Source organism: Neorickettsia findlayensis (genome assembly GCF_009856525.1).
GTDB lineage: Bacteria > Pseudomonadota > Alphaproteobacteria > Rickettsiales > Anaplasmataceae > Neorickettsia > Neorickettsia findlayensis.
Genome location: NZ_CP047224.1, coordinates 257899 through 282092, shown reverse-complemented (window position 1 = coordinate 282092; position 24194 = coordinate 257899). Strand labels below are relative to the sequence as shown.

Below are 24194 nucleotides of genomic sequence, written 5' to 3'. Positions count from 1 at the left end.
AGTGCGACTCCCATACGATAGGACATAAGGTACTGAGCAAACCTTACCCCTAACTACCTTATCTTGATGCTTATTAGCAGCTTTACTCTTTTAAGACTATTGACCCATACAAAAAGAAGAGATGCATCTCTCACCAGCCAATTCAATAAACAACATACAATTCAGGCCGCTCAATACCCTATCACAACAATCAGTCTGCTTCTTTAAATTCCTGGTTTGTATCCAGAAGAACGATAGTCTCTTTTGTATTATCTTCTTTATGAATTATATTGAGCTTATTTGTTTCAAGATTAATAAAAACAAAAGCCGGGAGTGCCATAAGGTCCATATGCATTATTGCCTCCTCTAGTGAAAGCTGTCTAAGATGAATTTTCTCCTCCTTAACCAAAATCGCCCTCGGCCCTTGAGTTTTGTACTCATGATGATGTAGGGCAAATTTCATGCTGCACTTGGCCTCAGATTTATGCTCCTTCAATCTATCTTTGTACCGCCGCAACTTTAACGATATCTTTGAAAACGCATTATCAAAGGCCAGATATGGATCACTAGATTCACCACTTGCCTTGATTAACGATATAGGACTATTTACAATTACATCTACATGAAAAAAGCGTCCCTCCTTAGAAAGTGAAACACGAGCACCCAAAGCCTGTGTGAGATACTTTTGCACACCCAGAAGAACCCGGTCAGTGATATACTCAGATAGGCTAGAACCCAAATCAAAACCATGCCCAGAAACTGTTACTTTCATCTCTAAAAACACTCAACCCAAATGGTAAGGTTAGCAAAAAGATCACATTACGGAAACTGAGCAAAAGCACATTTGGAATCTCTCCGCACATAAAAAAGTAATAGTTTAAATACAAAGAAAAAGTGCGTCAGGGACGCATACACCACGCAAGAGTTTTCTCCTTGGGTTATCACAAACACTAGAAAATCGGATGCACCACAAAAGAAAGTAAAATTTCTCTGAAAAAACGGAACAAAGAAGGTACTACAAACCAGGAGAGTGGTATTCAACAAAACTGCAAAAACGAACCCCACAAAACACGACTAGAACACGCGAGAAAAAATCAAGATTTCTTCTTTACCCTGCGGATAAAAGCTGGAATCTCAAGCAACTCCATCTTTTTTTGTTCGTCAGACTTTTCCTCTCTCCACCCAGAAAAACCTTCCTCACCTAGATCCCCTGTTTCGCTCAACTCTCCCTGATCCGGCGAAATGCCAGTAGCAACAACAGAGACCCTAACAACGTTACTCATAGACTCTGAACAAGTGGAGCCAAAAATTATATTAACATTCTCATTAGCTTTCTCCCTGACACAATTTGCAGCTGCATCTACTTCAAAAAGCGTCATATCTGGACCGCCAGTAATATTAATTAAAATACCTTTTGCATCCTGCACTGAAAGATTATCCAGCAACGGATTCGCTATGGAATTCTCAGCTGCTTTGACCGCCCTATTCTCACCTGAAGCTTCACTTGTCCCCATAAGGGCTTTGCCCATTTTGCTCATAACTGAACGGACATCTGCAAAATCAAGGTTAATGTATCCTGGATTCACCATCAAGCTACTTATTTCTCTAACATGAAAATAGAGAATCTTATCAACCTCTTTAAATGCATCTGAAAATGTTGTTTTTTCATTCGCTATCCTGAAAAGATTTTGGTTATTAATCACTATGTAGGTATCGACTACTCTTCTTAACGCTTCAAGCCCAACCTCGGCTACTTTAGCTCTGCGAGCGCCCTCAAAATAAAAGGGTTTTGTGACAACTGCCACGACGAGAACTTTCCGTTCCATAGCCATTCTCGCTATCACCGTTGCTGCACCTGTACCGGTACCACCACCCATACCGGCAGTTATAAACAGCATATCAGCGTCTTCTATAGCCTCAGCAAGTTCATTAATGGACTCTTCTGCTGCTTGCCTGCCGATTTCAGGTATGGACCCAGCCCCTAACCCCTTTGTAAGATTGGCACCCAATTGAATCTTCACATCAGCAAGAGAATGCTCAAGTGCTTGTGCATCAGTATTCGCCGCAATAAATTTGACACCACGAAGACCGGAATTAATCATATTATTAATCGCGTTACCACCTGCCCCGCCGACTCCGATAACCGCTATTTTTGGGCAGAGCAAGCTCTGATGGTGATTTTGTTCCAACGGTACAGATAAACGCAAGGTCATGTTCGATTATACTATCCCAAGTTTTCTTCCATGCTCTTCTACATACTCTGTTACTTTCTTCATCGCCCGAGCATGTATTTGTCTCACCCTTTCTTGAGAAATGGAAAACTTCTCACCAAGCTCTTTAAGCGTCCTAGGAACCACACTTAAGCTTCTAGCAACAAAAATCTCCTTATGGCGCCCTTCAAGTGATTCAACTGCCTCGTAAAGCAATCGATTTTTCATCCGTCTCTCCTGGGTTTCTGAAAGAGTAACCTCGTAACTTACTTCTGAAACAGGAATAACATCGTGAACTTCCGAGCCACCATCCTCGCCTAACTGCATATTCAAAGAAACATCTCGAGCATTTAAAATTCTTTCCATCTCTTCTACATCCTTTTTTGATACCTCAAGCATTTCTGAAATCTTCCCCACCACCTGTTGCTTATCGAGGCCGGCAACACTACCAGAATTCTTTAACTTGCGCAAATTAAAGAAGAGTTTACGCTGAGCAGCGGTTGTACCAATTTTCACTATAGACCAAGACTTTATGACATACTCATTTATCGCAGCTTTTATCCACCATATCGCATAAGTGGCGATTCCATGCCCGAGCGTCGGGTCAAAATTTTTTATAGCCTTCATCAGACCGATGTTCCCCTCGGAAGCAAGATCCATCAGAGGAAGCCCATAATTTCTAAACCGCACAGTCACCTTCACCACCAGCCTCAGATAAGCTTCAACAAGCCTCTGAGCCGCCGAGATATCCCTATGAACAAACCATCTATCTATAAGGTCGCGTTCTTCTTCCTCCTGCAGTATCGGAATTGCTAAGATCTTCCGCGCATAGGCATCAAACTCAGAGTTATCAACGGGTAATGAGAGTTCTCTCATGCAAACAACACTAAAAACTAAGAGATTATAGCATACCTACTTCATGATTACATGCTGCTTATCATGATTTTCTCTCCGTTGATAAAAAAGGGAGCACGCATAACTTAGATTGATCACAACAGTACCGGATGATCCACATATTCCATGTGAAACCTACCTTGGAACAACATTGCGCATATTTTTTTATTCCGCTAAAGGCGCGCATTTTTCGTAGAAAAGCAAGAACAACGTCATTAAATTTGAACAGTGGTTTTTGTTGTAAACCGGGCTTAGATATACGCAACATCTGTTTAAGTAGTGCCCGTTATGAGGTAAGCTAACAGACATAGGTTCAAGCGTCATACACCATACTATGATGCAATATCGATGATACAATGTTATCATGGCGCTTGGTTTCCTTAGTCTACTAAGGTGCAGTAGATGTATCTTGTTTAAGCCTTTGGCAAATCGATAAGCGTTTTAGCTTGATATTTAAATTAATGTACACGTAGTATATCAGAGTAATGTATAGGTATCTCCTATCTCCTACCAGATTGGTTGCGGTTACACTTCTTGTGCCTTCTCTGCTAGCACTTCTCCTAGCTGTAATCTTGCAATACGGATTTCATTATTATCCCTGTACCCTTTGCATATATGAGAGATGGCCCTATTTCATTAGTACACTAATAGCCATCGGACTTCTTTTAGTGGAAAATGGAAATCGGTTTCTCATTTACTTTGCCGTAGCATTTCTCTTTTCAGGGGCGCTTATAACGCTCTACCACATAGGAGTAGAAATGCACCTCTTTACCATGCCAGAAAATTGTACAATTACGTACGGAGATACACTTAATATCACAAATCTGTACGAACAAATTAGCACAAATGAAATAGTGCGTTGTGATGATCCGCAAAAATTACTGGGAATACGTCTTACTTATTTGAATCTGTTGTATTCTCTAGGGAGTGCGTTTTTAGTAATTTTCGCGTGTGTTAGAAATGAAAACCGATCCACTAATTGACAGAATATTAAGGGTCAACCATGCAGGTGAATCAGCTGCTGTCTACATTTACAGAGGCCAACTGCGTGGCCTTCAAAATAATCCAGAAAAGAGAGAATTGATATACGAGATGATGAAAACTGAACAAAAGCATCTACAGTTTTTTCATTCTCAAATTGTTCAATTAAGGGCTAGACCGACTATTCTACTAGGACTTTGTAAGGGCATCGCTTTTGGAGTGGGGTACCTGGGCGGAAAGGCGGGCGTTCAAGTTGCAATGTCTTGTACCACTGCAATTGAGGATACAATAGATAGACACTACCAAAAACAAATAAAGTTTCTCACCAAGGCTAAACCCCATGAGCATCAACTCTTAAAAAAGATTGTCCAATTCCGACAAGAAGAACTTGAACATAAAGACATAGGATTGGCAAATGAGGCAAATAGAGCACCATTTCATTCCATCATTACAAAAGTTGTAAGTTTAGGTTGCACACTTGGGATTTTTATCGCAGAAAAATTTTAGGTATATTCCTTTGAGGTTATGTATTCCTCTTTCCACTGGCACTTCTACTACGGCGAGATTTATAAAGGAACTAAAATGCTTTGCGTTACACATCAGTTGATCACACCGTTCTATACTTATGCCGGGTAGTAAAGAAAGGTCAAGACTTTGGTGCATAATGAGGAGCTAACAGAAACTACAATTGAAAAAAGATCTACCAAGCTTATGGTCACAAACATTAAGATACACTCAGAAGAAGATTTCGAGTCCATGCGAAAGGCTGGCTACCTAGCTGCAACAGTATTGGACTACATCACCGATTACGTAAAACCAGGTGTCACGACTGATGAACTAAACGGTTTATGTCACGAATTTATAATTGCTGCAGGTGCTATTCCAGCACCGTTGCATTACAAAGGCTTTCCAAAATCAATATGCACCTCCAAGAACAACGTGGTCTGTCACGGCATTCCTGATGCGGTACCTTTAAAGGACGGAGATATACTCAATATAGATGTCACAGTCATTCTGAACGGCTGGCATGGTGATACAAGTCGGATGTACTTCGTTGGAACACCTTCGGTCAAAGCAGTGAGACTGTGTAAAGCCACTTATGAAGCAATGATGGCTGGCATTGCAGTAGTTAAACCGGGCATCCCATTTAATGCAATTGGTCATGCAATAGACTCACACATTTCGCAATACGAATACTCAATAGTCTATCAGTACTGTGGACATGGTATAGGACAAACGTTTCACGCGCCACCTAATGTTATACATTACGCGTCAAATGAAAATAGTAATCTTATTATGGCACCCGGAATGTTTTTCACTATTGAGCCAATGATAAATGCTGGTAGGGCTGATGTAATACTCGACAGGAGGGATGGATGGACTGTGAGAACTAAGGATTTGTCATTGTCAGCACAATTCGAACACACTATCGGAGTAACTCAAACCGGATATGAGATCTTTACTCTTTCACCAGCTGGGTTACATACTCCAAAATTTTAGAACCATGGCACGATTACACACTAAATGCATTGCGCGTTCTACCGGTATACAACATAGCATATCAAAACGCAGCTCTGAGAATAACATGCGCGCACTGGTGTAGAAAGCATGTTTTACGGTCAAGACATGTCTAAAATCCAATACAGATTAAAATCATGCAAGTGAACGCAATAAAGCAATCTTAGCGCCAAGATCCTTTCTATCAGGACAAAAAAGATACGACCCTGTAACAAGGGTTTCAGCACCCGCAGAGACTACAAGGCTTGCTGTTTTGGCATTTATTCCACCATCAACAGCAATGGTTACATTAACGCCAAGTTCAACTATGCGACGTCGTACTAAACTCACTTTCTCAAGCTGGGATGTAAGAAAAACCTGAGATGCAAAGCCTGGATTCACAGTCATGATCAAAACCTCATCTATCGAAGTGTATAGATACCGCAATATATCCTCAGAAGTGGCTGGGTTTAACGCAACACCAACTTTAACATCACGACTTTTTACCGCATTAACCATCCTATCCAAGTGGAAACAGGCTTCACTATGTACAAAAATGGTGTCTGCTCCTGCATTGATATAGTCCTGAAAAGTCTGCTCAGCATTCAGGATCATTAAATGTACTTCAATAGGAATTGATGTGATTCTTTTTATTTGTTCTATTATCACAGGCCCAAAAGTCAAATTCGGTACAAAGTGCCCATCCATCACATCAATGTGAATCGAGTCAGCCCCTGATTCTTCTAGCAGTTTCACATCAGAATATAGATTTAAAAAATCAGCTGACAGTAAGGAAGGAGAGATCTTGACCATCTGATGCAAAACGATTAGCTAAGGTGGATCCTAAAATGTATAGCAGGAAAAGCCCAATTTCAAACTTGAGTGGTCATTATATCAATTCTATTGCGCAAAACTCGCTACTGTGTTTATCCGACATAATAAACCACAAAAGGAAGAGAAACTGTTTCAGTAGGGTGCCTCGTCGCACATGATACGTGAACAATACCTTCTTCGAGTTAGCAACCTAGACAATACCACACGCCCACCGGTGACCCACACTGATTCAAGAGAAATTCAAAAAAAATTCAACAACAGATGATACGCACTATTCCTCACTGGTGTTTTACTCTAACCCTTTCATTAGAAAGAGAACCTTCCACGCTAGAATTCTTTTCCTTTGCTATTTCAGTTGCGCGACGAATAATTGACTCAGGAATACCAGAAAGCATTGCTGTATGTATACCATACGACTTGTCACCCCGCCCAGGAACAACTTTATACATCAGAAGAATCTCATCTCTCCAACGTTTTACTTCAACTGAGTAACACTTCATTCGTGAAAGTTTACTTTCAAGATCACAAAGTTCATTGTAATGAGTTGCAAAAATGGTCTTGCAGTTTACGGAGTCGTGCAAGTACTCAAGAACAGCTTGCGCGATTGAGATACCATCTAGAGTAGACGTGCCTCTCCCAACCTCATCTAAAATCACAAGAGACCTGCACGTTGCATTGTTAACTATATTTGCTGTCTCCATCATTTCTACCATAAACGTGGACTTACCTCTGGCAATATTATCAGACGCACCAATGCGACTAAAAACTCTATCTACAACACCGATGTGGGCAGAATCAGCTGGTACAAACGACCCCATTTGAGCCAGTACTGTTATCAATGCATTTTGACGTAAGTAAGTGCTTTTTCCAGCCATATTAGGTCCTGTTAACACACATACGCGCTCTTCCGTGGTGAAAGCTAGATCATTTGGCACAAATGTATTCACTTGTTCTACAAATGGGTGTCTACCTCCAGAAATACGTAGTTCGTTACTATCATCAACATGTGGACGCACATATTTTCTTTGGACAGCAATCTCGGCAAAGGAAACTATAACATCCAGCTCTTCTATTGCTGCAATCATTTCTTTTAGAGGGCCCTCAGATATAAGAATCCTTTCACACAACTCTCTAAAAAGTTCTAATTCTAACTTTCTGTAATTCTCGTTTGCTTTTGTTATCTGTGCCTCCAAATTCTGTAACTCGAGCGTTGTATAGCGTATATTATTCGACAAGGACTGCCTGTGGATAAAAATTGCACTATCCAGAATCGGCGCAGACTTCGGAACCTCAATATAGTAACCTATGAGGTTGTTCTTACCCAATTTCACAGAGTTAATCCCAGTATTCCTCCTATATGTCAGTAACAAATCATTTATCACCACATCAGCATTGGTGGATAACATATTTAATTCTAGAAGTTTTGGATGATGTGCAGGATCAAGAAATGAACCATCTACTTTCCTGTTAGAAGTTGGTAGAAATGCAGTACGCAAGGTCTCCATTAACTCATCATCCGGTGCACATTTGTCATATATACTTCTGATATAATCATTCCTCAAAAAAGTGGAAAAGTGCTCAGCAAGCAACAGTGATGCTTTCATACAGGAAAGTACAGCAAGACAATCAATTGGCTCTCCACGATTCAGTGCAATACGCGACAGTGCTCGCTCCGCATCTGGAATATTAGAAAGTGCAGCACGTACCTTTTTTCGCAACTCTTCCTGCACAAAGAAAAATTCTACTCTGTCTTGACGGATTTGAATTTCTTCAACTGATACTAGAGGAGAAATGACATAACTTTTGAGAAGCCTTTTGCCTCCGGCTGTACAAGTCTGATCAATTACTTGTAATAGACTATTCTTCTCACCTGGTGTTTGGGATTCTACTAGCTCCAAACCACGGATAGTTGATGCATCAAGCTCAAGATAGTGGCCCCTCTCATACCGTTTGGGAAATTCCAACTGTTTTAGCTCCCCCATTTGCGTTGCACGTGCATAAGCAATCAGAGCACCACAAGCCACAATTTCACATGGAGATCTCGCATCCATAAAACCTAATTGAAGAACATTATAAAATCCCTTCAATTCGTTTTCGGCATACTCAAACTGAAAAAGATTATTAGGACGTCTCGTTATATGGATGTTTTGTTGTTCTATAAATTTTCTCAGTTCCGCGTCAACCGTATCTGGAAGTAATACCTCCTTAGGCTCAATTTTAACGAGATAACTCTCTAAAGAGTTTAGACTGGCATTTGTGAATATAATCTTCTTTGTAGAGATATCTAACCATGCGATACCAATTTCCTTTTTTCCAGGAGCGACACAAAATAAATAATTGTTCTCCCCACTTACAAGGAGATTATCCTCAGTCAGTGTTCCAGGAGTCACCAACCGAACCACATCTCTACGAACTATAGCCGTGGTACCACGTTTTTTTGCTTCTTCTGCTGTTTCCAATTGCTCACAGATAGCAACTTTACGACCCAGCTTTACTAATTTGTTTATATAAACTTCACAAGAAGAAACCGGTACCCCACACATCGGGATATCTTTCCCTTTGTACGTACCCCTCCGTGTAAGATGCAACCCCAACAGCGCAGAAACCTCGCGTGCATCTTCGAAAAACATTTCGTAAAAATCACCTACTCTATAGAAAATAACCGCATCCGGATATTGGCATCGGACTTCCAAATACCGCTTCATCGCGGGCGGGAATTCTTCTGACATAAATAAACGAGATTAACCCAAAAGGGACAATTCTCTCTCACTAAGGCAAAGATTACCAGAAGTAGCGAGGACAAACAGAGCGAAGAATGAAGAAAAACCCAGACGGAGCAACGAACCGCAAATTAAGGAAAGGGGAGAAACAAAAAGCTAGAGCACAAAAGAAACCCTACCCTCTCTCCCTTCCACTCTCTTGAGAATTGGAACAAACATCACACTGCTGAACAACTCCCGCACCACTTTCACGCACCTGATCTAAAGAAGTGAAGGTAACGCTCGCTTGCAAGATACAACTCTGACTTGAAGCAGACGAATCAGCATCACGTGGAGAAATGGGGAAATAGCATGATAAATCTTCTGGCATACGAGTAGTATATGCTTAAAACCTACAGGAGGATTAAATATATAGTATATCGCATTCCGATACAAAGCACAATACGGTTACAAAAGCAAAGCTAGTATTAAAGAGACACCCAATCTGTAGGTGCATACTTGTGATCTCTGATTAGAACTCCCATTTTAGCCAAAGCAGAGCGAATCTCATCTGCTTCAACAAAGTTCTTTCGCAGCTTACACTCGGCACGCCTCTGCAGTTGAGAACGGATAAAATCTTCGGATACTCTGGACTGCTTTACTCCTAAGTCTATACCCAAGAAGATCAATAAATTGTAAAGAAGGTACGCTAAGTTGTTCACTTTCCTCCTACCAACTAGACGAATCTTATCACTAAGTCTGTGCAGAACAGCGATAGCACCAGGGGTATTAAAATCATCTATCATACAGTCAAAAAACTCTTTCGTATAAGTACTGCAATCGCCACCAAAACTCTCGAACCTATCAAAAATTTCCTTTATTTTTTCCGAGAAATTATTTGCCTTCCCCTCAGTTTGTGCAACGACAACTTCAGAGGTGCAACTTCTGAGATCGGTCTCTACATTCTCAGCATTACACTCGTCGTTATAAACCTCTCTGTCTAAGCTGCTTATGTGGCTTCCACTTGTAGACAGAACGCCATTATCCAAAAGAGCAAGTTTAAATTTCATTAAAGAGTTCACTGCTTCTTCTATCATGGCATTGTTCCAGTCTAATGGCTTACTGTAGTGAGTACTAATAAGAACAAAACGGATTACGTTTGGTGTAACACCTGACTCAACTAGCGTATCGACGTTAACAACATTTCCCAGGGACTTACTCATTTTTTCTCCATTCACTGTGAGAAAGCCGTTATGAATCCAGTAGCGGGCAAATTTAGAACCAGGGTTGGCACACATACTCTGAGCCCTTTCATTCTCGTGATGTGGAAACTTCAAATCCGCGCCACCACCATGTATATCAAAATCTGCACCTAACGTTGCCAACGTCATAGCAGAACACTCTATATGCCATCCTGGTCGCCCATTGCCCCACGGACTTGGCCAATATACATGATCATCACTTTTCCACAATATGAAATCCCCCGGATGCTTTTTATTTGCATCCTCTTCTACGCGCACACCGTAGACCAATTGCTCTTTTTTTCTTTTAGAAAGCGCTCCATATTCAGCAAAAGAGCCTACATCGAAATAGACATTTCTCCCAACAGAATAAGCATTCCCACTTTCTATAAGCGCCTGAATCATGGAAATCATTCGATCTATGCTTTGCGTAGCTCTAGGCTCGATAGTCGGCGCAAGGCAATTGAGCAAGAGCAAATGTTCGTGAAAAATATGTTCGTAATGAAGGGCAATCTCATCATATCTAACACCCCGGACGGATGCAGCAGTTATAATCTTGTCATCTATGTCAGTGATATTGCGCACATAAACAACTTCAGGGAAGAGCTTAAATAGGACCCTATATACAATGTCATACACTACAGAAGCCCTAATATTCCCTATATGTGGAATGTCGTATACAGTCGGTCCACATACGTACATACGCACCACCTTGCTGCTTAAAGGGAGAAATTCTTCCTTTAAGCCAGAAAGTGTGTTATGAACCCTTAGTTTCATTTCACTAACCTAGAAGTGTACCCACATGTTCACACAAAGTCTTGAAAAAGGAAGAACACACCACACATAGGAGAAAGTAGCGAGTGCTGCCCAATTTCACATCCACAACTAGAAAAATCAGCTGTACTCCTCTTCAATTTTTTTCTTAATGTCTTCAGGAGGGTCCTCTCCCCAACCAGAATACAATATTTCTCCGTAATCCTTGACATCTATTGAGCCACTTTTTGCAGCAGCAAGAAACATCTCCTTCTTAACCTTATCCACGAGAACGTAGTGCCAAGCCGCCCTATTCTTATCCTTACCACGAACAAGATATACACAATCACTACGCTTCTTTCGGACACTTTCGGCAAAACCTGCGGCATCTTTCCTGCTCTTCTGGACACCCTTCTGAGAAGCAAAACCACCACTAGGTTTCGCTCCAGAAAACTTTTCAGAAAAGGCAGCACTGCTTTGTGAGGCTCTTTGAGTAAAACGAGAGGCAAACCCTCCTCCATCTCCGCTACCACCCACAGGTTTTTTCTTTTTCAGCCGATCAAGAAACGACCCACTATTATCAGAACTCATACGACCAAACGAAGCAACTCCCTAGCTATTCTCTATACCATTTTCTTTACTTCCTGTCTGCTTTATATAGCAGATTTTATTCGGAACTTCAGCCCATTTCTCTGCTCCATCCAAAGGCTCCTTTTTTGTCATTATCGAAGGCAGTTCAGCCGCTCTCACACGATTGAAAACCACCATGAATCTCGCATCAAGCTGCTTTTTAGTAAGCAAAGAAGCCTCCGACACAGAAGTGATCTCCCCTAGACTTCTTCCATCGATATACGTTTCGTCATTAATTATCGCCTCTATTGGACATTCAGGGACACAAACACCACAATCTATGCATACATCTGGGTCTATCACTAAATACTCTCCAGCTTCGCGAAAGCAGTCCACAGGACAAACCTCGACGCAGTCCGTATACTTACATTTCAAGCATTTCTCCGTGACAACATGTGGCATACAGGCGCTTAAACAGGTAACTCATATAGTCTAACCGACATACCAATACTTGGCAAACTCTCAAAAGGTTTCATAAAAGATTCTTTGTGTGAAACAAAAGAACGAAGGCAGGAATGCACTTTATCAACTCTGTTCAAGAAAAACAATCACTTGTGTTCAGTACAGAACAGCAGGAAAGTCAACTCTTCCTTCTAACCTATTTGCCTTGGCCATGCACAACATGCCCCGTGCTTTCCGGAGTATGAGAGGGAGCATGCTCTAGATTCTGCGCCTCGTCTATATCACATATTGGCATACCAGAAGTCGCACTTAAAAGCGCCCCAGCAAGCGAAGATTGAAAAGGAGACTTCACCGGCGTAACACCGCAATGACTCGCTAAAGAAGGAAGAGTTGCAATCGCACAGACTAAATTTTCAGCAGCTTTCACTGCGGATTCATGGACCCTAATCTGGTCTGTCGTTGCTTGCGGCAGTGGATCCACACTGCTTCCCCGACAATCACTACCACGTCCCAAGTCTTTAATTTTTTGCTGACATCCTGCCTTGAACGCATGTAATTTCGTTACTAGGTCACGAGCCACATCGGTTCTCTGACTATCTGAAAGGTCTAAAGCACCACTGGACCTCATCTCTGCTACAACGCGCTTACAATTCTCTAAATCTTTCTCCGTGAGACCACCATGCACATCTAGATTCCTATATTTTAGCATATCTGAAAGACGAGCTGCAGCATCAACAATTGCAGCCTTTTCGTGAGTTGCAACTGGTCTTAGCTTAAATGCCGTAATACTATCTTTCAGATCAGTCACAGACTGTGATCTAGTTGGAGGTGCAGGCACCTCCCTTTCTACTATGTGGAGATTAGGCATACTACTTGCCTTGCTCGGTCCTTCAGAGCTAATCGCACCATATTCGTTCCCAGATCTAGTAGAATCATAAGCTTCCCCACGACTAACTGGATCATCAGAAGTAACAGACTTAGGAGAATCATAAGGTTCCTCATAATTAACTGGACCATTAGGACTAACAGGCTTAGGACCATGATCATGATCACAATGTGCAGCATCACTGTTTTTGCTAAAGCCCGCGTCTTTTTCCTCCCATAATCTATCAGTAGCCTCATCAACCGAGCATGAATCCTCTATTCCCGCGGCTTTTATAGCTTTCGCAACTCGCTGTCGAAATTCTTCTTTGCTCGCACACAGTGGAATTTTGATCACAAGCTCAGCCTGGTTGTTTCTACTATTCTCTCTAACTTCTATACCACCACCCAGGGCAACAAACTCCGCATGAAGAAGATACAGCTGATTCCCTTTATTCTTCTCTCGTGCTTCTGCTATCCCCTCACCATTCGCAACAGCATTCAGATAACCTTCAAAGGCATGTATCCGATCCTGTGGCACCAGAGCCCTTGGCACATGAAAGGCAACATCTTTTGCTCCGTCCAAAGTCTTCGTATAGCTGGCCCAATCTGCCGCTAAGGCTTTCTTGGTAAAACGATTAGTATTAGCTTTATGTAAGACTTCCCACTCCCTTGCACCACTAATAAAATCACCAAATCTCTCTGCGATGCCCAGTTTCATCTTACGTGGAGTTGCAAGAAGAACGGTCTTGCCAGTATTCACCACAGCACCACCGACCCTTCTTCCCATACGAATCGCATTTAGCGCGAACTGGCCTATTTTACCTTGCATTCAATCCTCCAAGTTAATCGCACTCTATCCCACTATTTATAATACTAATGCAAGAATGACACATAATAGAAAAAAGGCTGTGTACAAGAACAAGAATTGATAATCAGAGAACACACCGGACTAGCTCACAACGCGAGAAGCATCAACTAAAACGACTCCAATCCTCTTATTATCTGCGTCTAAGATCGTAAATTCCACCCCCTCAGGAGAAGATATAACGTCCCCAACCAAGGGAACTTTTCCAGCAATACTCAATATATACCCACCTAAAGTCCTGGACCCATGCCCTGTCTCTAATTCTAGGCCAGATTTATCAAGAAATTCTTTCATCTCAATTTCAGTTGAGACTTTAAATCTACCACTACCAACACAGAGAAAAAACGGCTCAGCATCAACTCCATGTTCGTCCTGAATATCCCCAAATATTTGCTCAACAATGTCCTTCATTGTAACAACACCAACAGTTGCACCAAATTCGTCTACAACTACCGCTAAATGAACACGAGCAGCTTTCATCTCTCCCAGCAATCCAGAAACCTTCATCGAAGGTGGAACGCATATAATTTTGCGCAAAACACCCCTTACATCAAAAAAGGTGCCTACACGATTCAACACATCTTTTACATGAATAAATCCAATTATTTTGTCTAGATTACCTTCAAAGACGGGTAACCGACTGTGACCAATATTTTTCAGGACTTCGAGTAATTCCTCACTCTTTGCAGAAACGTCAAGCGCAACAATCTTAGAACGCTCAACCATTATGTCTTCTACGTATATACTGTCTAACTTTGCAAGGGAAGAACCATCCTGAACAGTCACATCTCTCCGTTTCACTGCAACGAACTTTTTTAGAAAACTAAATATAGGACGAAAGAAGGCACACAAACGAGAGGCCATTGTAATCTAAAAAAAAGGCTTTGTAAATTCCGGGAAACCGAGCAATTCACCTCAAGATACACCTCGCAGAAATAGCTCGGGTCCGTGCCTGCATGAGGTTAAGTAAAGATTATCAAAAAGTGGTGAACAGGTTATCCCAACATCTCTGCAAAAGACATAAGTACTCAAGTAAAACTTTAAAACAGAATCACAACACGAAATTAATAAACTGGCATACACAGTACCCTCTGTAAGATCGCAAACACTTCTTCTAAGGTCAAGGTGCATAAAAAGACAAGTCCTGAGATAGTAAATAGAGCAGCAACGATACTGTTTCCAAAGACGACCAAAGCACTCGAATATAAAAAAACCACGGTCACCAAATAGTGGAAGATAGGCTAGATAAATAAAAGTGCAAGCCAAAGCAATATGGTCTGCGCCCTAGAGGAATCGAACCTCTGACCCACAGCTTAGAAGGCTGTTGCTCTATCCTGCTGAGCTAAGGGCGCGTAAAATTTGGTAACTGATATCCGAAACAGCGCGTGGAACTAGACGGAAAGTATAAATCAACAACGACAATGAAACAACTGAATGTACATTTAATTTCGGACTATGGAGTGGATGCATTAATTGCGGTCTCGAGGGCATCTTTAGAAAGATTCGAACACCTGGTCTCCGCAGAACATCATCTATGGCCGTCTACGACAAACATTGAGAAATTACAACAGGTCCTTTCACATATTGGGAGAAATTCCTTTGTACTCTACTCAGTAAGGGAACGGGTAATACGAGACACATTAAAAGATTTCTGCCAAAAGAAAAAAATCCCCTGTATAGCAGTGCTTTCACGCGTAATAAGGGAACTTTCTTCATATTTAGGAATCGAACCAATAGATGCAAGTAAAGAAGAATATCAAACTTTTAACGAGGACTACTTCGCTAGGATTGATGCAATGAATTACGTCCTAACGCATGATGATGGTCAAAATGCTTGGGATCTTGATGAGGCAAACATCATAATAGTGGGACCCTCACGTACCTCAAAATCTCCAACCAGTGTTTACTTGTCACATCTTGGCTATAGAGTCGCAAATATTCCATTTGTGAACAATATACCCTTACCAGGGAAACTCACTACTCTAGAAAATGTCCTCATAGTAGGGCTAATCATAAACCCAGATAGACTGATAGAAATAAGAAAAGCAAGACTCTCTGTGTCACAAAACTACGATAACCCAGTCTATGCCGACAGAGAACAAATCTTGGAAGAACTTACAAATGCACGTAAAACATTCGTCAGAAATAACTGGCCAGTTATAGATGTCACACACAGATCCGTTGAGGAAATTGCTGCAGCAATAATGAAGGAGTACACAATGAGAAAATACTAAATCTCATACCGAGTAACTTGTACGCAAAATTCTAAAGACTATCCTATTATGAACCCTGTCGTGAGGACGCGTAGCATCATGAGGCAGAAGCTCGTTCCATGATATTATGAACGATTCTTTACTTATTACTCTGAGATGATTCGTATGAATTTGCTACTGTCCTGCATCTTTGCTCAAACGCTTCTATTATTCTTTTCTGGGCTGCACTATACATAAGCCTAACCATAGAATTTACAAGCCTCGATCTCAATGCATACTCTATATAGAATGACACCTTTGAAGAGCTTCCTTGTGGATAAAATTCCCACAGGGTATATAGGTGCTTAAATACACCTTCGGTTGATCTGACTTCTATGCGGCCACCTCCCTCACATGTTGGAGGCAAGAACTTTATTACAGAAATATAGCTTGAGCGCATTCCTTTAAACGAAATCACAACTTCAGCGCGAATCGTATCTTTCTCCTTAGAAATAATCCGTATCTGTTCGCACCAAGGTATAAACTCCGGATAACGTACCACATCAAGGACAACCACAAAGGCGTGATAGGCACTAAAAGGGAGAATTTTACAATCACGATATGAATACTGTCCTGACATTTCTCAACACATCAATAACGGAAAAGTCTTAACACCACTGCTTTTGCCATCTAGGTCGTATTCTGAGCGCTTAAACAACTCAACTCTAAACAATGATTGCAAAGATCACTTTAAATACAAACTCATGTATAGTACAAAACCGTAGCTTGCCATGCAATTTAGACCAACTTCGCCAAAGACACAGCTCTAGCATTTTTTAGGCGCAAAAAATCTTCATCCGCATGATAGGAAGAACGCGTCAAAGCACTTGACGCAACCATAAGAAATCCGCGCGCGTATGCAGCTTCCTTATAATATTGAAATTCCTCATCTGTTGCATAGTGCTGCACTTCTATGTGCTTCTTGCTTGGTTGCAAATATTGACCAATGGTCAAAAAGTCAATCCCAGCAACGCGCATGTCATCCATTACCTGTAAAACCTCACCTTTTTCCTCACCAAGTCCCAGCATTAGGCCAGACTTCGTAAAAATCCGTGGATCTTTTCTTTTGACCTCCTCCAATAAGGAAAGGCTATTAAAGTACTTTGCCTTAACCCTTATTTTAGGATGCAAACGTGGCACAGTCTCTACATTATGATTGAAAACATCCGGTGCTGCAGCTGTTATAATGTCCCTAGCCCCGACTTTACCAAGAAAGTCCGGTGTAAGAACTTCTATAGTCGTACCAGGTGAAGTTTCTCTAATTTTCCTTATACAGTTTGCAAAATGTGCTGCACCTCCATCGTCGAGATCATCCCTATCAACAGACGTTATCACAACATGCTTCAAACCAAGCTTAGCCACCGCCAACGCAAGCTTCTCCGGCTCGTGTGGATCGAGCAACTCAGGCTTGCCGGTCGCAACATTACAAAATTTACAAGCTCTCGTGCAGACAGAACCCAAGATCATCACGGTGACATGTTTATTGCCCCAGCACTCAGCAATATTCGGGCAAGCAGCCTCTTGACAAACAGTGTTTAACCCCGACGCACTGACAAGTCTAGAAGTCTCGAGAAAAGCGCGATTATCCCCAGAAACACGAATCCTAGGCTTTTCTATCGTTCGTCCCATCACACGACACCTTCTTCATGATACGCTTCTTCAAAGCCAGTGCCGACTTGCTTAATTTCGCATTCTTAGTGTTTCTAAGAAAATCATCTAAACCACCTTTAAAATCTATGGTCCTGATAGTCTTGGCAGAAACTTTAAACCTAAATTTTTGTTCTAGGACATCGCTAAAAACTGTAACTCTCTGAAGATTTGGCATAAAGCGCTTTTTGGTCTTTCTATTCGAGTGGGAAACCATATTACCATTCTGCCACCCGTGGCCCGTTAGATCACAAGAATTACTCATCGACGCTCAGAAAAACTACTACAGCTATAGTTTTATACCACATAGATTGATGAAATGGCAGACATTATTTCAACCCCTAGCAATAGAAACATACTTTCTCAGGGTCCTCGAGAAACCCTGTAAAAATGATTCGACTATAAGCGCATGCCCTATGGAAATCTCATCTGGTTTTATCTTGTTTATTACAGTCGAAATATTTACCAGGCTGAGGTCGTGACCTAAATTCACTTTCAGTCCAAGATTTCTCGCCTCTAGTGCAGCAAAATGAAGTCTCTTGATTTCTTCGGATTCACGATGAGTACAAAATGCACGCGCATACCACTTAGCATGAAGCTCAACAGCATCACAACCAACCTCAGCAGCATACTTCACAGATGCCGGTTCTGGTTCTATAAAAAGACTTATACGCACACCTCTTCTCTTCTTAATCTCGTCTATAGTTGACCTAAGAAGTGCAGCTTTCTCTCCAACGGAAAACCCTCTTTCCGTAGTCCTCTCACCTTCTCTAACCGGAACAATCGTAAACTGATGTATAGGACTGCTTGCCACGAGTTCTATTATTTCGGGTCTTAGATCACCTTCCACATTGCACTCTACTTCTCCGCAAGCAACTTCGCTCAAACCGAGGATTGTCTGCACATCTTCAACTAAAGCATGTCTCTTATCTGCCCTGGGATGCAAAGTAATTCCGTTGCAACCACTCATAATGCCGAGATTCGCAACATATTTGATATCGGGACTTCCAGTACTTCTTGAATTTCTAAGGAGCGCAACCTTATCCAAATTAATACTTACTCTCGTCATTACTCCAATATACCCCTATCTCTTCTCTGAAATAAAATTCTTCAAAATCTTCACTATCACCCCTTCAGCTACCTGAAGATGCACCATGTCATTTTTTTCATCTATCCTCGCAACTGTACCGCTAATTCCACTGGTTGTAATAACAGGATCCCCAACTTTTAACGATTTAAGCATGCTCTGATGATCCCTTATTTTTTTGCTTTGCGGACGTATAACAAATACGTAGAACACAAAAAAAACAATCCCCAGCGGGAGCAAGCTCATTAATATAGAGTCAGAACCGGTGCTAGTACTGGTAAAGATCTGTGAAAAAGACATAAAAACATTCAAGCCAAACAATCAGAATATAACACACCCCACTCACCTTTTCTGCCTGGACCAGGAAACATGCAGAATGCAACACTGATCGACAAAACCTAAAATGCAAGCCACCAAACGTGGTAAAATACGAAAACCGAGCGCTAACAAGTAATGATAAATTAACCTACTCCCAACACCAGACTCTACTGATTTAGATAAAACTTTACAAGTATCAAAGCGAAAATATTATAATATTAGTGTTTTGTTTGCCATAATATCATATTTTTAACTAAAAAAAAGTAGATTTCATTTCTTTACGCCAGAATTGCGATTGGTTTGCCGGATTCTTGTTTAATGCTCGTGCGCCGTTCTAGTATATATTTTGGTAACACTGCTAATCCCTGATTCTTGCAACACGAACTGAAACACCCAACTATGTCATCACCTAGATATATCTTATCACCCTCTTCGATACCTGCTCCTTCTTCTACCTGAAGACAGAATAAGGCTCTCTCAATAGAATTTCTCACCCTAAACCTCGAAATTACCTCCTGTCCAACGTAGCAGCCCTTATTAAAATCAAAAGCGTAATCCATTGCATACTCCAACGGAAAGATATTGGGCTTCAACTCCTTTCCAGCCTCCGAAATCTTGTTCATGATTCTTATTCGTTGATATTCTTCGTGGCAACTTTCGGATACCGGAAACTCAGAACTTGCCAAAACAATCCGAAAGCCTAAGTTTACATTTCTTGGATCACGCACACAGGACAAACATTCCTTAATGAGCCTCAACTGTGTTTTCGTTTCACGTGTTCCTTCAAGCACTTCCAGAAACTGGCATATATCCTGTATCGCGCCCGTTGACTCTTTTGTTCTTGTACCCCTACATGTATATTGATTACCTTCTTCAGGTTGAGCAACACATATATCAGAACCTTTAGGAATCCCTACATACGAAAAGTAGGCTTTTTCTTGGATGGTGATACCTCTCTTGAAATTGTATAGATCCAGCATCCTCAAGAGTGCTTCCGTATTACAGCGGTTGGTTTCTAATAAAAGCTCAGTTTCTGTCGAACATCTGTACACAAACAGATCACAAACAAGCCTCCCCTTTGGGGTAAGTATCAACCCATAAATACAGTCTTCTGGTGTTTCTACATTGCAGGTAACGATCCCTTGTAAAAAAGCTCTCACCTTCTCGCCACTAACAGAATAAAAACGAGTCTTGTCCCGAAAAAAGTGCATTCACTTGCAGATAAGTATGTTCCTAGCAGTCGATTATCACCTGAAATCTACTATGAAACTACCGCGATAACCCTCGCTATTTATGAGTAGGTGCAACAAAATAGTTAACAATTGATAATTTAAAAAGAAATTTTGATTACAAAGAATCAAATAAATCTTTTCCTGTGGACCCCCTTCCTATTAAGCATCGGGATTATACTTTTCTTCGAAGCTACTTTTTACCCAAAAGCATATCATTTGGTATTCACAATATTTGGACTAGGGATACAGCTATGCTTGGCTTATATAGTTAGAAAAGCCAGAACCGCCCTCCTTGTAAGTGGCATAATTTCCGCGGGATTTATCAGCGCAGAAATTCGAACTCTGGTTTCTTATACAGAGATGATCAAAACACCTCAATACCTTCAAAACGCAACAGGTATAGTGCAAAGTCTTTCACACAGAAAAACTGGCATATTAATCACGATGAAACATGCTGGGAGTTCTTTAAAACTCTATTCCACAAAAAGTCTACCAGATCTACGCTCGGGCGACGTAGTAAACTTTTCAGCATATATATTTCCAGTACAAGGTGCTGCAACACCGTCAGGCTATGACTTTGCCATGTTTCAATATTTCAGCGGCGTAAGGGCTACAGGAAGACTCATTGGAAAAATCACAATAGTAAAATCAACAGGTCACCAATCTATTTTTCCACGTATTAGAAAAGTCATTCATGAAAAGTTCAAATACAACTTGGCGGAAATACCTTCCGAAATAGCCCTAGCACTGACAATAGGCAAAAGGGATGGAATAGATCTAAAAATAAACGAGCTATTTAGAAAATCAGGAACGTCTCATTTATTAGCAATTTCTGGGTTGCACATGGGGTTAGTAGGGTTATTTTTCTTTTCCCTTCTGAGAAGAGCTTGCACACTTTCTGAACACCTAACACTCAAGTACGACATAAAAAAGATTTCTGTTATCGCTGGAGTAGCATCGAGTATTTTTTATTTGCAACTTTCTGGAATGCAAACATCTGCTCAGAGAGCCTGCATAATGACCTGCACTCTCTTCCTTTCAATACTGTTAGATAGAAAAGCAGATACATTGCGTTCTGTCATCTTTGCAGCAACCGTTCTAATCACTTTATACCCCGAAAGTATATTTAAGCCGGGTTTTCAAATGTCATTCTTTGCTGTACTCGGAATATGCTTCTGTAATAGAAGGTCATCCTTGTACACACATACAGAATTTACTCCCCTATTTATGGGAAAGTCAAAATTCGAAATACAGGAGTTAAGCGCAGTAATACAACATGAAATAACACTAATACCAAAACCAAGACATCAGACTAAACCCCGAAACGATACTACGCGACGATCTTTTCTCTGTTTGTGGAAATTCTCCACTGATTCATTTCACAAAGGCCAAACAAAATCATTCTGCAAGAGCATACTCAAACCACTCACATACCTATCAGGAGTGATAAAAACCTCTCTTTTTGCGACTGCCGCTACCACCCCTTTCGCTTTATATCACTTTCACTCTCTTTCTGTGATCGGATTGGCCGCAAATACTATAGCGATACCGTTCACATCTTTCTTAATCATACCGACACTTGCTGGAATACTACTCCTAATGCCTTTATATGATTCCGAGTTTTTATACACTCTTCTTTCCGTTGAAATAAAAATACTACTAAGACTCATGGAATCGTTTAATCACTTACACCTAGGCTACTTTGAAGTGCAAGGCTTTTCTGGAATAACACTGCTTGTAATGGTCACTGGAACCTTATCGCTTCTTGTAGGTACAACATGGAAGCGATACCTAGGTATAATTCCAATTGCGATCGGAGTTGCGATGATACAATTCTCACCGCTACCAGACATATTCATCTCAGAGAAGAATATCGCGATACGATCACAGGACAACAACCTGTACTTTCTTAATGCCTCAAGAATCCCACAAAATTTCATCGCAAAGAAATGGCTACAGTACTCAGGATGCAAGGCAAGCAAAATATCCAACACTCTCAATAGCGGAATAGAAAAACGAGAAGGCTCGTATGTGTACACAAAAAATGGCAAAGCAATCACGATCACTTTTGCAAAGAACCCAAAAAACAAAACACGCAATAACTTTTCTGTTCAAATCGATAGACCACTGACAGACAACAAAAAGACATATGCCTTACTAGAAATAAGAGAAAATCAAAATGTGTTTATCTCTATAAGGAATAATGGAATAAAAACGACAAGGGGAAGAAATTGGCCTCAAGAGATCCTCGCATCAAAATGACATCACAGAGATAAGTACAGTAGCGATACAATCAATTTCATACAGGACTGATCAAAAAATGATTCAAAGGATTAGCTCACGCAAACAAGGCATACTCTAATATGACGCGCACTAACTCTCTCCTAAAAAGTAACAAATTGTGGCATTACACCTCCTCGGGATGATATTTCAATCAGGGTGGCATTTTCCTTCAAAAGAGGAGCATAGATAGATCAACACAACTAAGACAATATCGGATGCTCATCAAAATAATGTGAAAGCTGGTAAAGAACAAAAATGCAAACACCAGCTTTCCTCACATGTAGTAACATAAGCACACAATTACGCCCAACTATTTTAGTATTCTTTGGTGACCTAATTTAGCAATCTAAGTAACCCGAAAGGAGCTTGATTCATTTGCGATGTAGTCCGTAATATTGATCTTTGCTTGCAACAGCAACATCATTGAACGTCGAACCTCTACCTTATTGCATGTCAGAGTTAGCACTGGAGTTCTGTGATGTTTCAAAATTCTTCAGAGACAAAACACAGCATGAAATACCAATACTGCGTAACACAAATCTGCAGATTTACGCGGGAGAAATTGTCGCATTGATCGGCGCCTCTGGCGTTGGAAAAACTACAACTCTACAGATTGCAGGATTACTAGACAAGCAGGATTTCGGTAAGGTGAAAATCTGCGGGGAAGAGGCTCCTTACTTAGACACTGCACTCCGCAGAAAAAAAATAGGTTTTATATATCAGTTCCATCATTTGCTCAGCGAGCTCAATGTCTTGGAAAACGTCATGCTACCACTTCTCATATCTGGAACACCAAAAGCAGTTGCACAAAAAAAAGCAAAGAACTTGCTTGAGCTCCTAAAATTAGAGAAAACCGCATACCAATCGGTCCACACGCTTTCAGGTGGACAGAGGCAGCGTGTAGCAGTCGCAAGGGCGGTGATAAAAAAACCGGCACTGATAATAGCAGATGAACCAACTGGTAATCTTGATCCGAATACTGCGAAAGACGTCTTTGATTTGATTTGTCGTTCTGCTAAAGAAAATTGCAGTGCGGTATTTCTTGCAACTCATGATTCATCGTTTCTGCAAAAAGCCGACAGAGTACTTGAAATTTTTAATTCTTCTTTGATCAGCTCTATATAGGATTTTTTTTACCTATTTTGCGTAGAATCTCAGTGAGTTGATGCAGGATATTCGGGCTTTGAGCTTATGATAAACAAAAGAAAACAGGGGTGGTGCTTTGATGAATCTGAGGTTGTTGAGATAAAGCCATCCTTGTACAGAGTATTTGTTAAAAAAGCCTCTACAAGCGTCGATCTGAAACGAGTTAGGAGTTTAGGCACTGACACTTTGAAATTAAGACAAAATGATGTAGAAGCGTTATGTGAGTCGCTGATGCAGCAAGGCGAATGGTTTCTCGGGACATATCACTCTGACCTTGCGGAGACAATCATGCAGGATTTAGGTCCATCTGTTCGGTCACACGGACTGGAACTGGGTATTTCGCCTCTTAAAGAATAGTTCCTTTTTTGTCTCCTTTTACG

General features: G+C 41.0%; 24 protein-coding genes and 1 tRNA gene. 7 read left to right on the top strand and 18 right to left on the bottom strand.

What is annotated here, in order from left to right:
• Nucleotides 1-190: 190 nt before the first annotated feature.
• The 3 genes from hpf to GP480_RS01390 all read right to left on the bottom strand — a co-directional run bounded on the left by hpf (nucleotide 191) and on the right by GP480_RS01390 (nucleotide 3065).
• Complete coding sequence (gene hpf, locus GP480_RS01400; RefSeq protein WP_160095196.1) at nucleotides 191-751, bottom strand: ribosome hibernation-promoting factor, HPF/YfiA family; 561 nt, start codon at nucleotides 749-751, stop codon at nucleotides 191-193.
• A 322-nt stretch (nucleotides 752-1073) separates the two neighbouring features.
• Nucleotides 1074-2192, bottom strand: coding sequence for a cell division protein FtsZ (gene ftsZ / locus GP480_RS01395; RefSeq protein ID WP_160095194.1), 1119 nt, complete (start codon nucleotides 2190-2192; stop codon nucleotides 1074-1076).
• Between the two features lie 6 nt (nucleotides 2193-2198).
• A complete protein-coding gene (locus GP480_RS01390) occupies nucleotides 2199-3065 on the bottom strand; it encodes an RNA polymerase factor sigma-32 (RefSeq protein WP_160095192.1) in 867 nt (288 codons plus the stop codon).
• Between the two features lie 503 nt (nucleotides 3066-3568).
• Between GP480_RS01390 and GP480_RS04080 the strand changes: the two genes are divergently transcribed.
• The 3 genes from GP480_RS04080 to map all read left to right on the top strand — a co-directional run bounded on the left by GP480_RS04080 (nucleotide 3569) and on the right by map (nucleotide 5564).
• Nucleotides 3569-4066 carry a disulfide bond formation protein B gene (locus GP480_RS04080; RefSeq protein ID WP_160095190.1) on the top strand — a complete coding sequence of 166 codons (498 nt, stop codon included), beginning with the start codon at nucleotides 3569-3571 and terminating at the stop codon, nucleotides 4064-4066.
• Complete coding sequence (locus tag GP480_RS01380; protein ID WP_160095188.1) at nucleotides 4044-4571, top strand: demethoxyubiquinone hydroxylase family protein; 528 nt, start codon at nucleotides 4044-4046, stop codon at nucleotides 4569-4571. The genes GP480_RS04080 and GP480_RS01380 overlap by 23 nt, the downstream gene beginning before the upstream one ends.
• Nucleotides 4572-4751: 180 nt before the next feature.
• On the top strand, nucleotides 4752-5564 hold the full coding sequence (gene map, locus GP480_RS01375) for a type I methionyl aminopeptidase (RefSeq protein ID WP_272898936.1): 813 nt from the start codon (nucleotides 4752-4754) through the stop codon (nucleotides 5562-5564).
• A 153-nt stretch (nucleotides 5565-5717) separates the two neighbouring features.
• Here the strand turns inward: map and rpe are convergent, their stop codons facing one another.
• The 9 genes from rpe to GP480_RS01330 all read right to left on the bottom strand — a co-directional run bounded on the left by rpe (nucleotide 5718) and on the right by GP480_RS01330 (nucleotide 15201).
• The gene (gene rpe, locus GP480_RS01370) at nucleotides 5718-6374 is read right to left on the bottom strand and encodes a ribulose-phosphate 3-epimerase (RefSeq protein WP_160095184.1); all 657 of its coding nucleotides are present in this window, start codon (nucleotides 6372-6374) and stop codon (nucleotides 5718-5720) included.
• 299 nt (nucleotides 6375-6673) lie between these two features.
• On the bottom strand, nucleotides 6674-9124 hold the full coding sequence (gene mutS / locus GP480_RS01365; RefSeq protein WP_160095182.1) for a DNA mismatch repair protein MutS: 2451 nt from the start codon (nucleotides 9122-9124) through the stop codon (nucleotides 6674-6676).
• Nucleotides 9125-9290: 166 nt separating this feature from the next.
• Nucleotides 9291-9485 carry a hypothetical protein gene (locus GP480_RS01360; protein WP_160095180.1) on the bottom strand — a complete coding sequence of 65 codons (195 nt, stop codon included), beginning with the start codon at nucleotides 9483-9485 and terminating at the stop codon, nucleotides 9291-9293.
• 97 nt (nucleotides 9486-9582) lie between these two features.
• Nucleotides 9583-11112 carry a cysteine--tRNA ligase gene (cysS, locus tag GP480_RS01355; RefSeq protein ID WP_160095178.1) on the bottom strand — a complete coding sequence of 510 codons (1530 nt, stop codon included), beginning with the start codon at nucleotides 11110-11112 and terminating at the stop codon, nucleotides 9583-9585.
• Nucleotides 11113-11229: 117 nt separating this feature from the next.
• Nucleotides 11230-11679, bottom strand: a complete 450-nt coding sequence (locus tag GP480_RS01350; protein ID WP_160095176.1) for a hypothetical protein — start codon at nucleotides 11677-11679, stop codon at nucleotides 11230-11232.
• A 21-nt stretch (nucleotides 11680-11700) separates the two neighbouring features.
• Nucleotides 11701-12120 (bottom strand): ferredoxin family protein, encoded by a 420-nt coding sequence (locus tag GP480_RS01345; protein ID WP_160095174.1) that lies wholly within the window; start codon nucleotides 12118-12120, stop codon nucleotides 11701-11703.
• 196 nt (nucleotides 12121-12316) lie between these two features.
• Complete coding sequence (locus GP480_RS01340) at nucleotides 12317-13813, bottom strand: hypothetical protein (RefSeq protein WP_160095172.1); 1497 nt, start codon at nucleotides 13811-13813, stop codon at nucleotides 12317-12319.
• 120 nt (nucleotides 13814-13933) lie between these two features.
• Nucleotides 13934-14650: a CBS domain-containing protein gene (locus GP480_RS01335; RefSeq protein ID WP_237111375.1), complete on the bottom strand. Its 717-nt coding sequence runs from the start codon at nucleotides 14648-14650 to the stop codon at nucleotides 13934-13936.
• A 477-nt stretch (nucleotides 14651-15127) separates the two neighbouring features.
• A tRNA-Arg gene (locus tag GP480_RS01330) sits at nucleotides 15128-15201 on the bottom strand.
• A 69-nt stretch (nucleotides 15202-15270) separates the two neighbouring features.
• Here GP480_RS01330 and GP480_RS01325 point away from each other — a divergent pair.
• Nucleotides 15271-16083 (top strand): pyruvate, water dikinase regulatory protein, encoded by an 813-nt coding sequence (locus tag GP480_RS01325; protein ID WP_160095170.1) that lies wholly within the window; start codon nucleotides 15271-15273, stop codon nucleotides 16081-16083.
• 118 nt (nucleotides 16084-16201) lie between these two features.
• Here GP480_RS01325 and GP480_RS01320 read toward each other — a convergent pair whose 3' ends face one another.
• The 6 genes from GP480_RS01320 to ygfZ all read right to left on the bottom strand — a co-directional run bounded on the left by GP480_RS01320 (nucleotide 16202) and on the right by ygfZ (nucleotide 20364).
• Nucleotides 16202-16681: a type II toxin-antitoxin system RatA family toxin gene (locus tag GP480_RS01320; protein WP_160095168.1), complete on the bottom strand. Its 480-nt coding sequence runs from the start codon at nucleotides 16679-16681 to the stop codon at nucleotides 16202-16204.
• Between the two features lie 158 nt (nucleotides 16682-16839).
• Nucleotides 16840-17730 (bottom strand): lipoyl synthase, encoded by an 891-nt coding sequence (gene lipA, locus GP480_RS01315; RefSeq protein WP_160095166.1) that lies wholly within the window; start codon nucleotides 17728-17730, stop codon nucleotides 16840-16842.
• Nucleotides 17705-18013, bottom strand: coding sequence for a 50S ribosomal protein L28 (rpmB, locus tag GP480_RS01310; RefSeq protein ID WP_160095164.1), 309 nt, complete (start codon nucleotides 18011-18013; stop codon nucleotides 17705-17707). Before rpmB ends, lipA begins: the two co-directional genes overlap by 26 nt.
• 69 nt (nucleotides 18014-18082) lie before the next feature.
• Nucleotides 18083-18817: a pyridoxine 5'-phosphate synthase gene (locus GP480_RS01305; RefSeq protein WP_160095162.1), complete on the bottom strand. Its 735-nt coding sequence runs from the start codon at nucleotides 18815-18817 to the stop codon at nucleotides 18083-18085.
• Between the two features lie 15 nt (nucleotides 18818-18832).
• The gene (gene yajC / locus GP480_RS01300; RefSeq protein ID WP_272898935.1) at nucleotides 18833-19081 is read right to left on the bottom strand and encodes a preprotein translocase subunit YajC; all 249 of its coding nucleotides are present in this window, start codon (nucleotides 19079-19081) and stop codon (nucleotides 18833-18835) included.
• Between the two features lie 350 nt (nucleotides 19082-19431).
• Nucleotides 19432-20364, bottom strand: coding sequence for a CAF17-like 4Fe-4S cluster assembly/insertion protein YgfZ (gene ygfZ / locus GP480_RS01295; RefSeq protein ID WP_160095160.1), 933 nt, complete (start codon nucleotides 20362-20364; stop codon nucleotides 19432-19434).
• A gap of 276 nt (nucleotides 20365-20640) precedes the next feature.
• Between ygfZ and GP480_RS01290 the strand changes: the two genes are divergently transcribed.
• The 3 genes from GP480_RS01290 (at nucleotide 20641) to GP480_RS01280 (ending at nucleotide 24171) form a co-directional block, all read left to right on the top strand.
• Nucleotides 20641-22647, top strand: coding sequence for a ComEC/Rec2 family competence protein (locus GP480_RS01290; protein ID WP_237111373.1), 2007 nt, complete (start codon nucleotides 20641-20643; stop codon nucleotides 22645-22647).
• A 471-nt stretch (nucleotides 22648-23118) separates the two neighbouring features.
• A complete protein-coding gene (locus tag GP480_RS01285; protein ID WP_160095156.1) occupies nucleotides 23119-23793 on the top strand; it encodes an ABC transporter ATP-binding protein in 675 nt (224 codons plus the stop codon).
• Between the two features lie 66 nt (nucleotides 23794-23859).
• Complete coding sequence (locus GP480_RS01280; RefSeq protein ID WP_160095154.1) at nucleotides 23860-24171, top strand: hypothetical protein; 312 nt, start codon at nucleotides 23860-23862, stop codon at nucleotides 24169-24171.
• Nucleotides 24172-24194 lie beyond the last annotated feature (23 nt).

What these genes read in the sequence shown, in the direction of transcription:
- hpf (WP_160095196.1), bottom strand. Translation starts at nt 751, where the DNA reads ATGAAAGTAACAGTTTCTGGGCATGGTTTTGATTTGGGTTCTAGCCTA.
- ftsZ (WP_160095194.1), bottom strand. Translation starts at nt 2,192, where the DNA reads ATGACCTTGCGTTTATCTGTACCGTTGGAACAAAATCACCATCAGAGC.
- GP480_RS01390 (WP_160095192.1), bottom strand. Translation starts at nt 3,065, where the DNA reads ATGAGAGAACTCTCATTACCCGTTGATAACTCTGAGTTTGATGCCTAT.
- GP480_RS04080 (WP_160095190.1), top strand. Translation starts at nt 3,569, where the DNA reads ATGTATAGGTATCTCCTATCTCCTACCAGATTGGTTGCGGTTACACTT.
- GP480_RS01380 (WP_160095188.1), top strand. Translation starts at nt 4,044, where the DNA reads ATGAAAACCGATCCACTAATTGACAGAATATTAAGGGTCAACCATGCA.
- rpe (WP_160095184.1), bottom strand. Translation starts at nt 6,374, where the DNA reads ATGGTCAAGATCTCTCCTTCCTTACTGTCAGCTGATTTTTTAAATCTA.
- mutS (WP_160095182.1), bottom strand. Translation starts at nt 9,124, where the DNA reads ATGTCAGAAGAATTCCCGCCCGCGATGAAGCGGTATTTGGAAGTCCGA.
- GP480_RS01360 (WP_160095180.1), bottom strand. Translation starts at nt 9,485, where the DNA reads ATGCCAGAAGATTTATCATGCTATTTCCCCATTTCTCCACGTGATGCT.
- cysS (WP_160095178.1), bottom strand. Translation starts at nt 11,112, where the DNA reads ATGAAACTAAGGGTTCATAACACACTTTCTGGCTTAAAGGAAGAATTT.
- GP480_RS01350 (WP_160095176.1), bottom strand. Translation starts at nt 11,679, where the DNA reads ATGAGTTCTGATAATAGTGGGTCGTTTCTTGATCGGCTGAAAAAGAAA.
- GP480_RS01345 (WP_160095174.1), bottom strand. Translation starts at nt 12,120, where the DNA reads ATGCCACATGTTGTCACGGAGAAATGCTTGAAATGTAAGTATACGGAC.
- GP480_RS01340 (WP_160095172.1), bottom strand. Translation starts at nt 13,813, where the DNA reads ATGCAAGGTAAAATAGGCCAGTTCGCGCTAAATGCGATTCGTATGGGA.
- GP480_RS01325 (WP_160095170.1), top strand. Translation starts at nt 15,271, where the DNA reads ATGAAACAACTGAATGTACATTTAATTTCGGACTATGGAGTGGATGCA.
- GP480_RS01320 (WP_160095168.1), bottom strand. Translation starts at nt 16,681, where the DNA reads ATGTCAGGACAGTATTCATATCGTGATTGTAAAATTCTCCCTTTTAGT.
- lipA (WP_160095166.1), bottom strand. Translation starts at nt 17,730, where the DNA reads ATGGGACGAACGATAGAAAAGCCTAGGATTCGTGTTTCTGGGGATAAT.
- rpmB (WP_160095164.1), bottom strand. Translation starts at nt 18,013, where the DNA reads ATGAGTAATTCTTGTGATCTAACGGGCCACGGGTGGCAGAATGGTAAT.
- GP480_RS01305 (WP_160095162.1), bottom strand. Translation starts at nt 18,817, where the DNA reads ATGACGAGAGTAAGTATTAATTTGGATAAGGTTGCGCTCCTTAGAAAT.
- yajC (WP_272898935.1), bottom strand. Translation starts at nt 19,081, where the DNA reads ATGAGCTTGCTCCCGCTGGGGATTGTTTTTTTTGTGTTCTACGTATTT.
- ygfZ (WP_160095160.1), bottom strand. Translation starts at nt 20,364, where the DNA reads ATGCACTTTTTTCGGGACAAGACTCGTTTTTATTCTGTTAGTGGCGAG.
- GP480_RS01285 (WP_160095156.1), top strand. Translation starts at nt 23,119, where the DNA reads ATGTCAGAGTTAGCACTGGAGTTCTGTGATGTTTCAAAATTCTTCAGA.
- GP480_RS01280 (WP_160095154.1), top strand. Translation starts at nt 23,860, where the DNA reads ATGATAAACAAAAGAAAACAGGGGTGGTGCTTTGATGAATCTGAGGTT.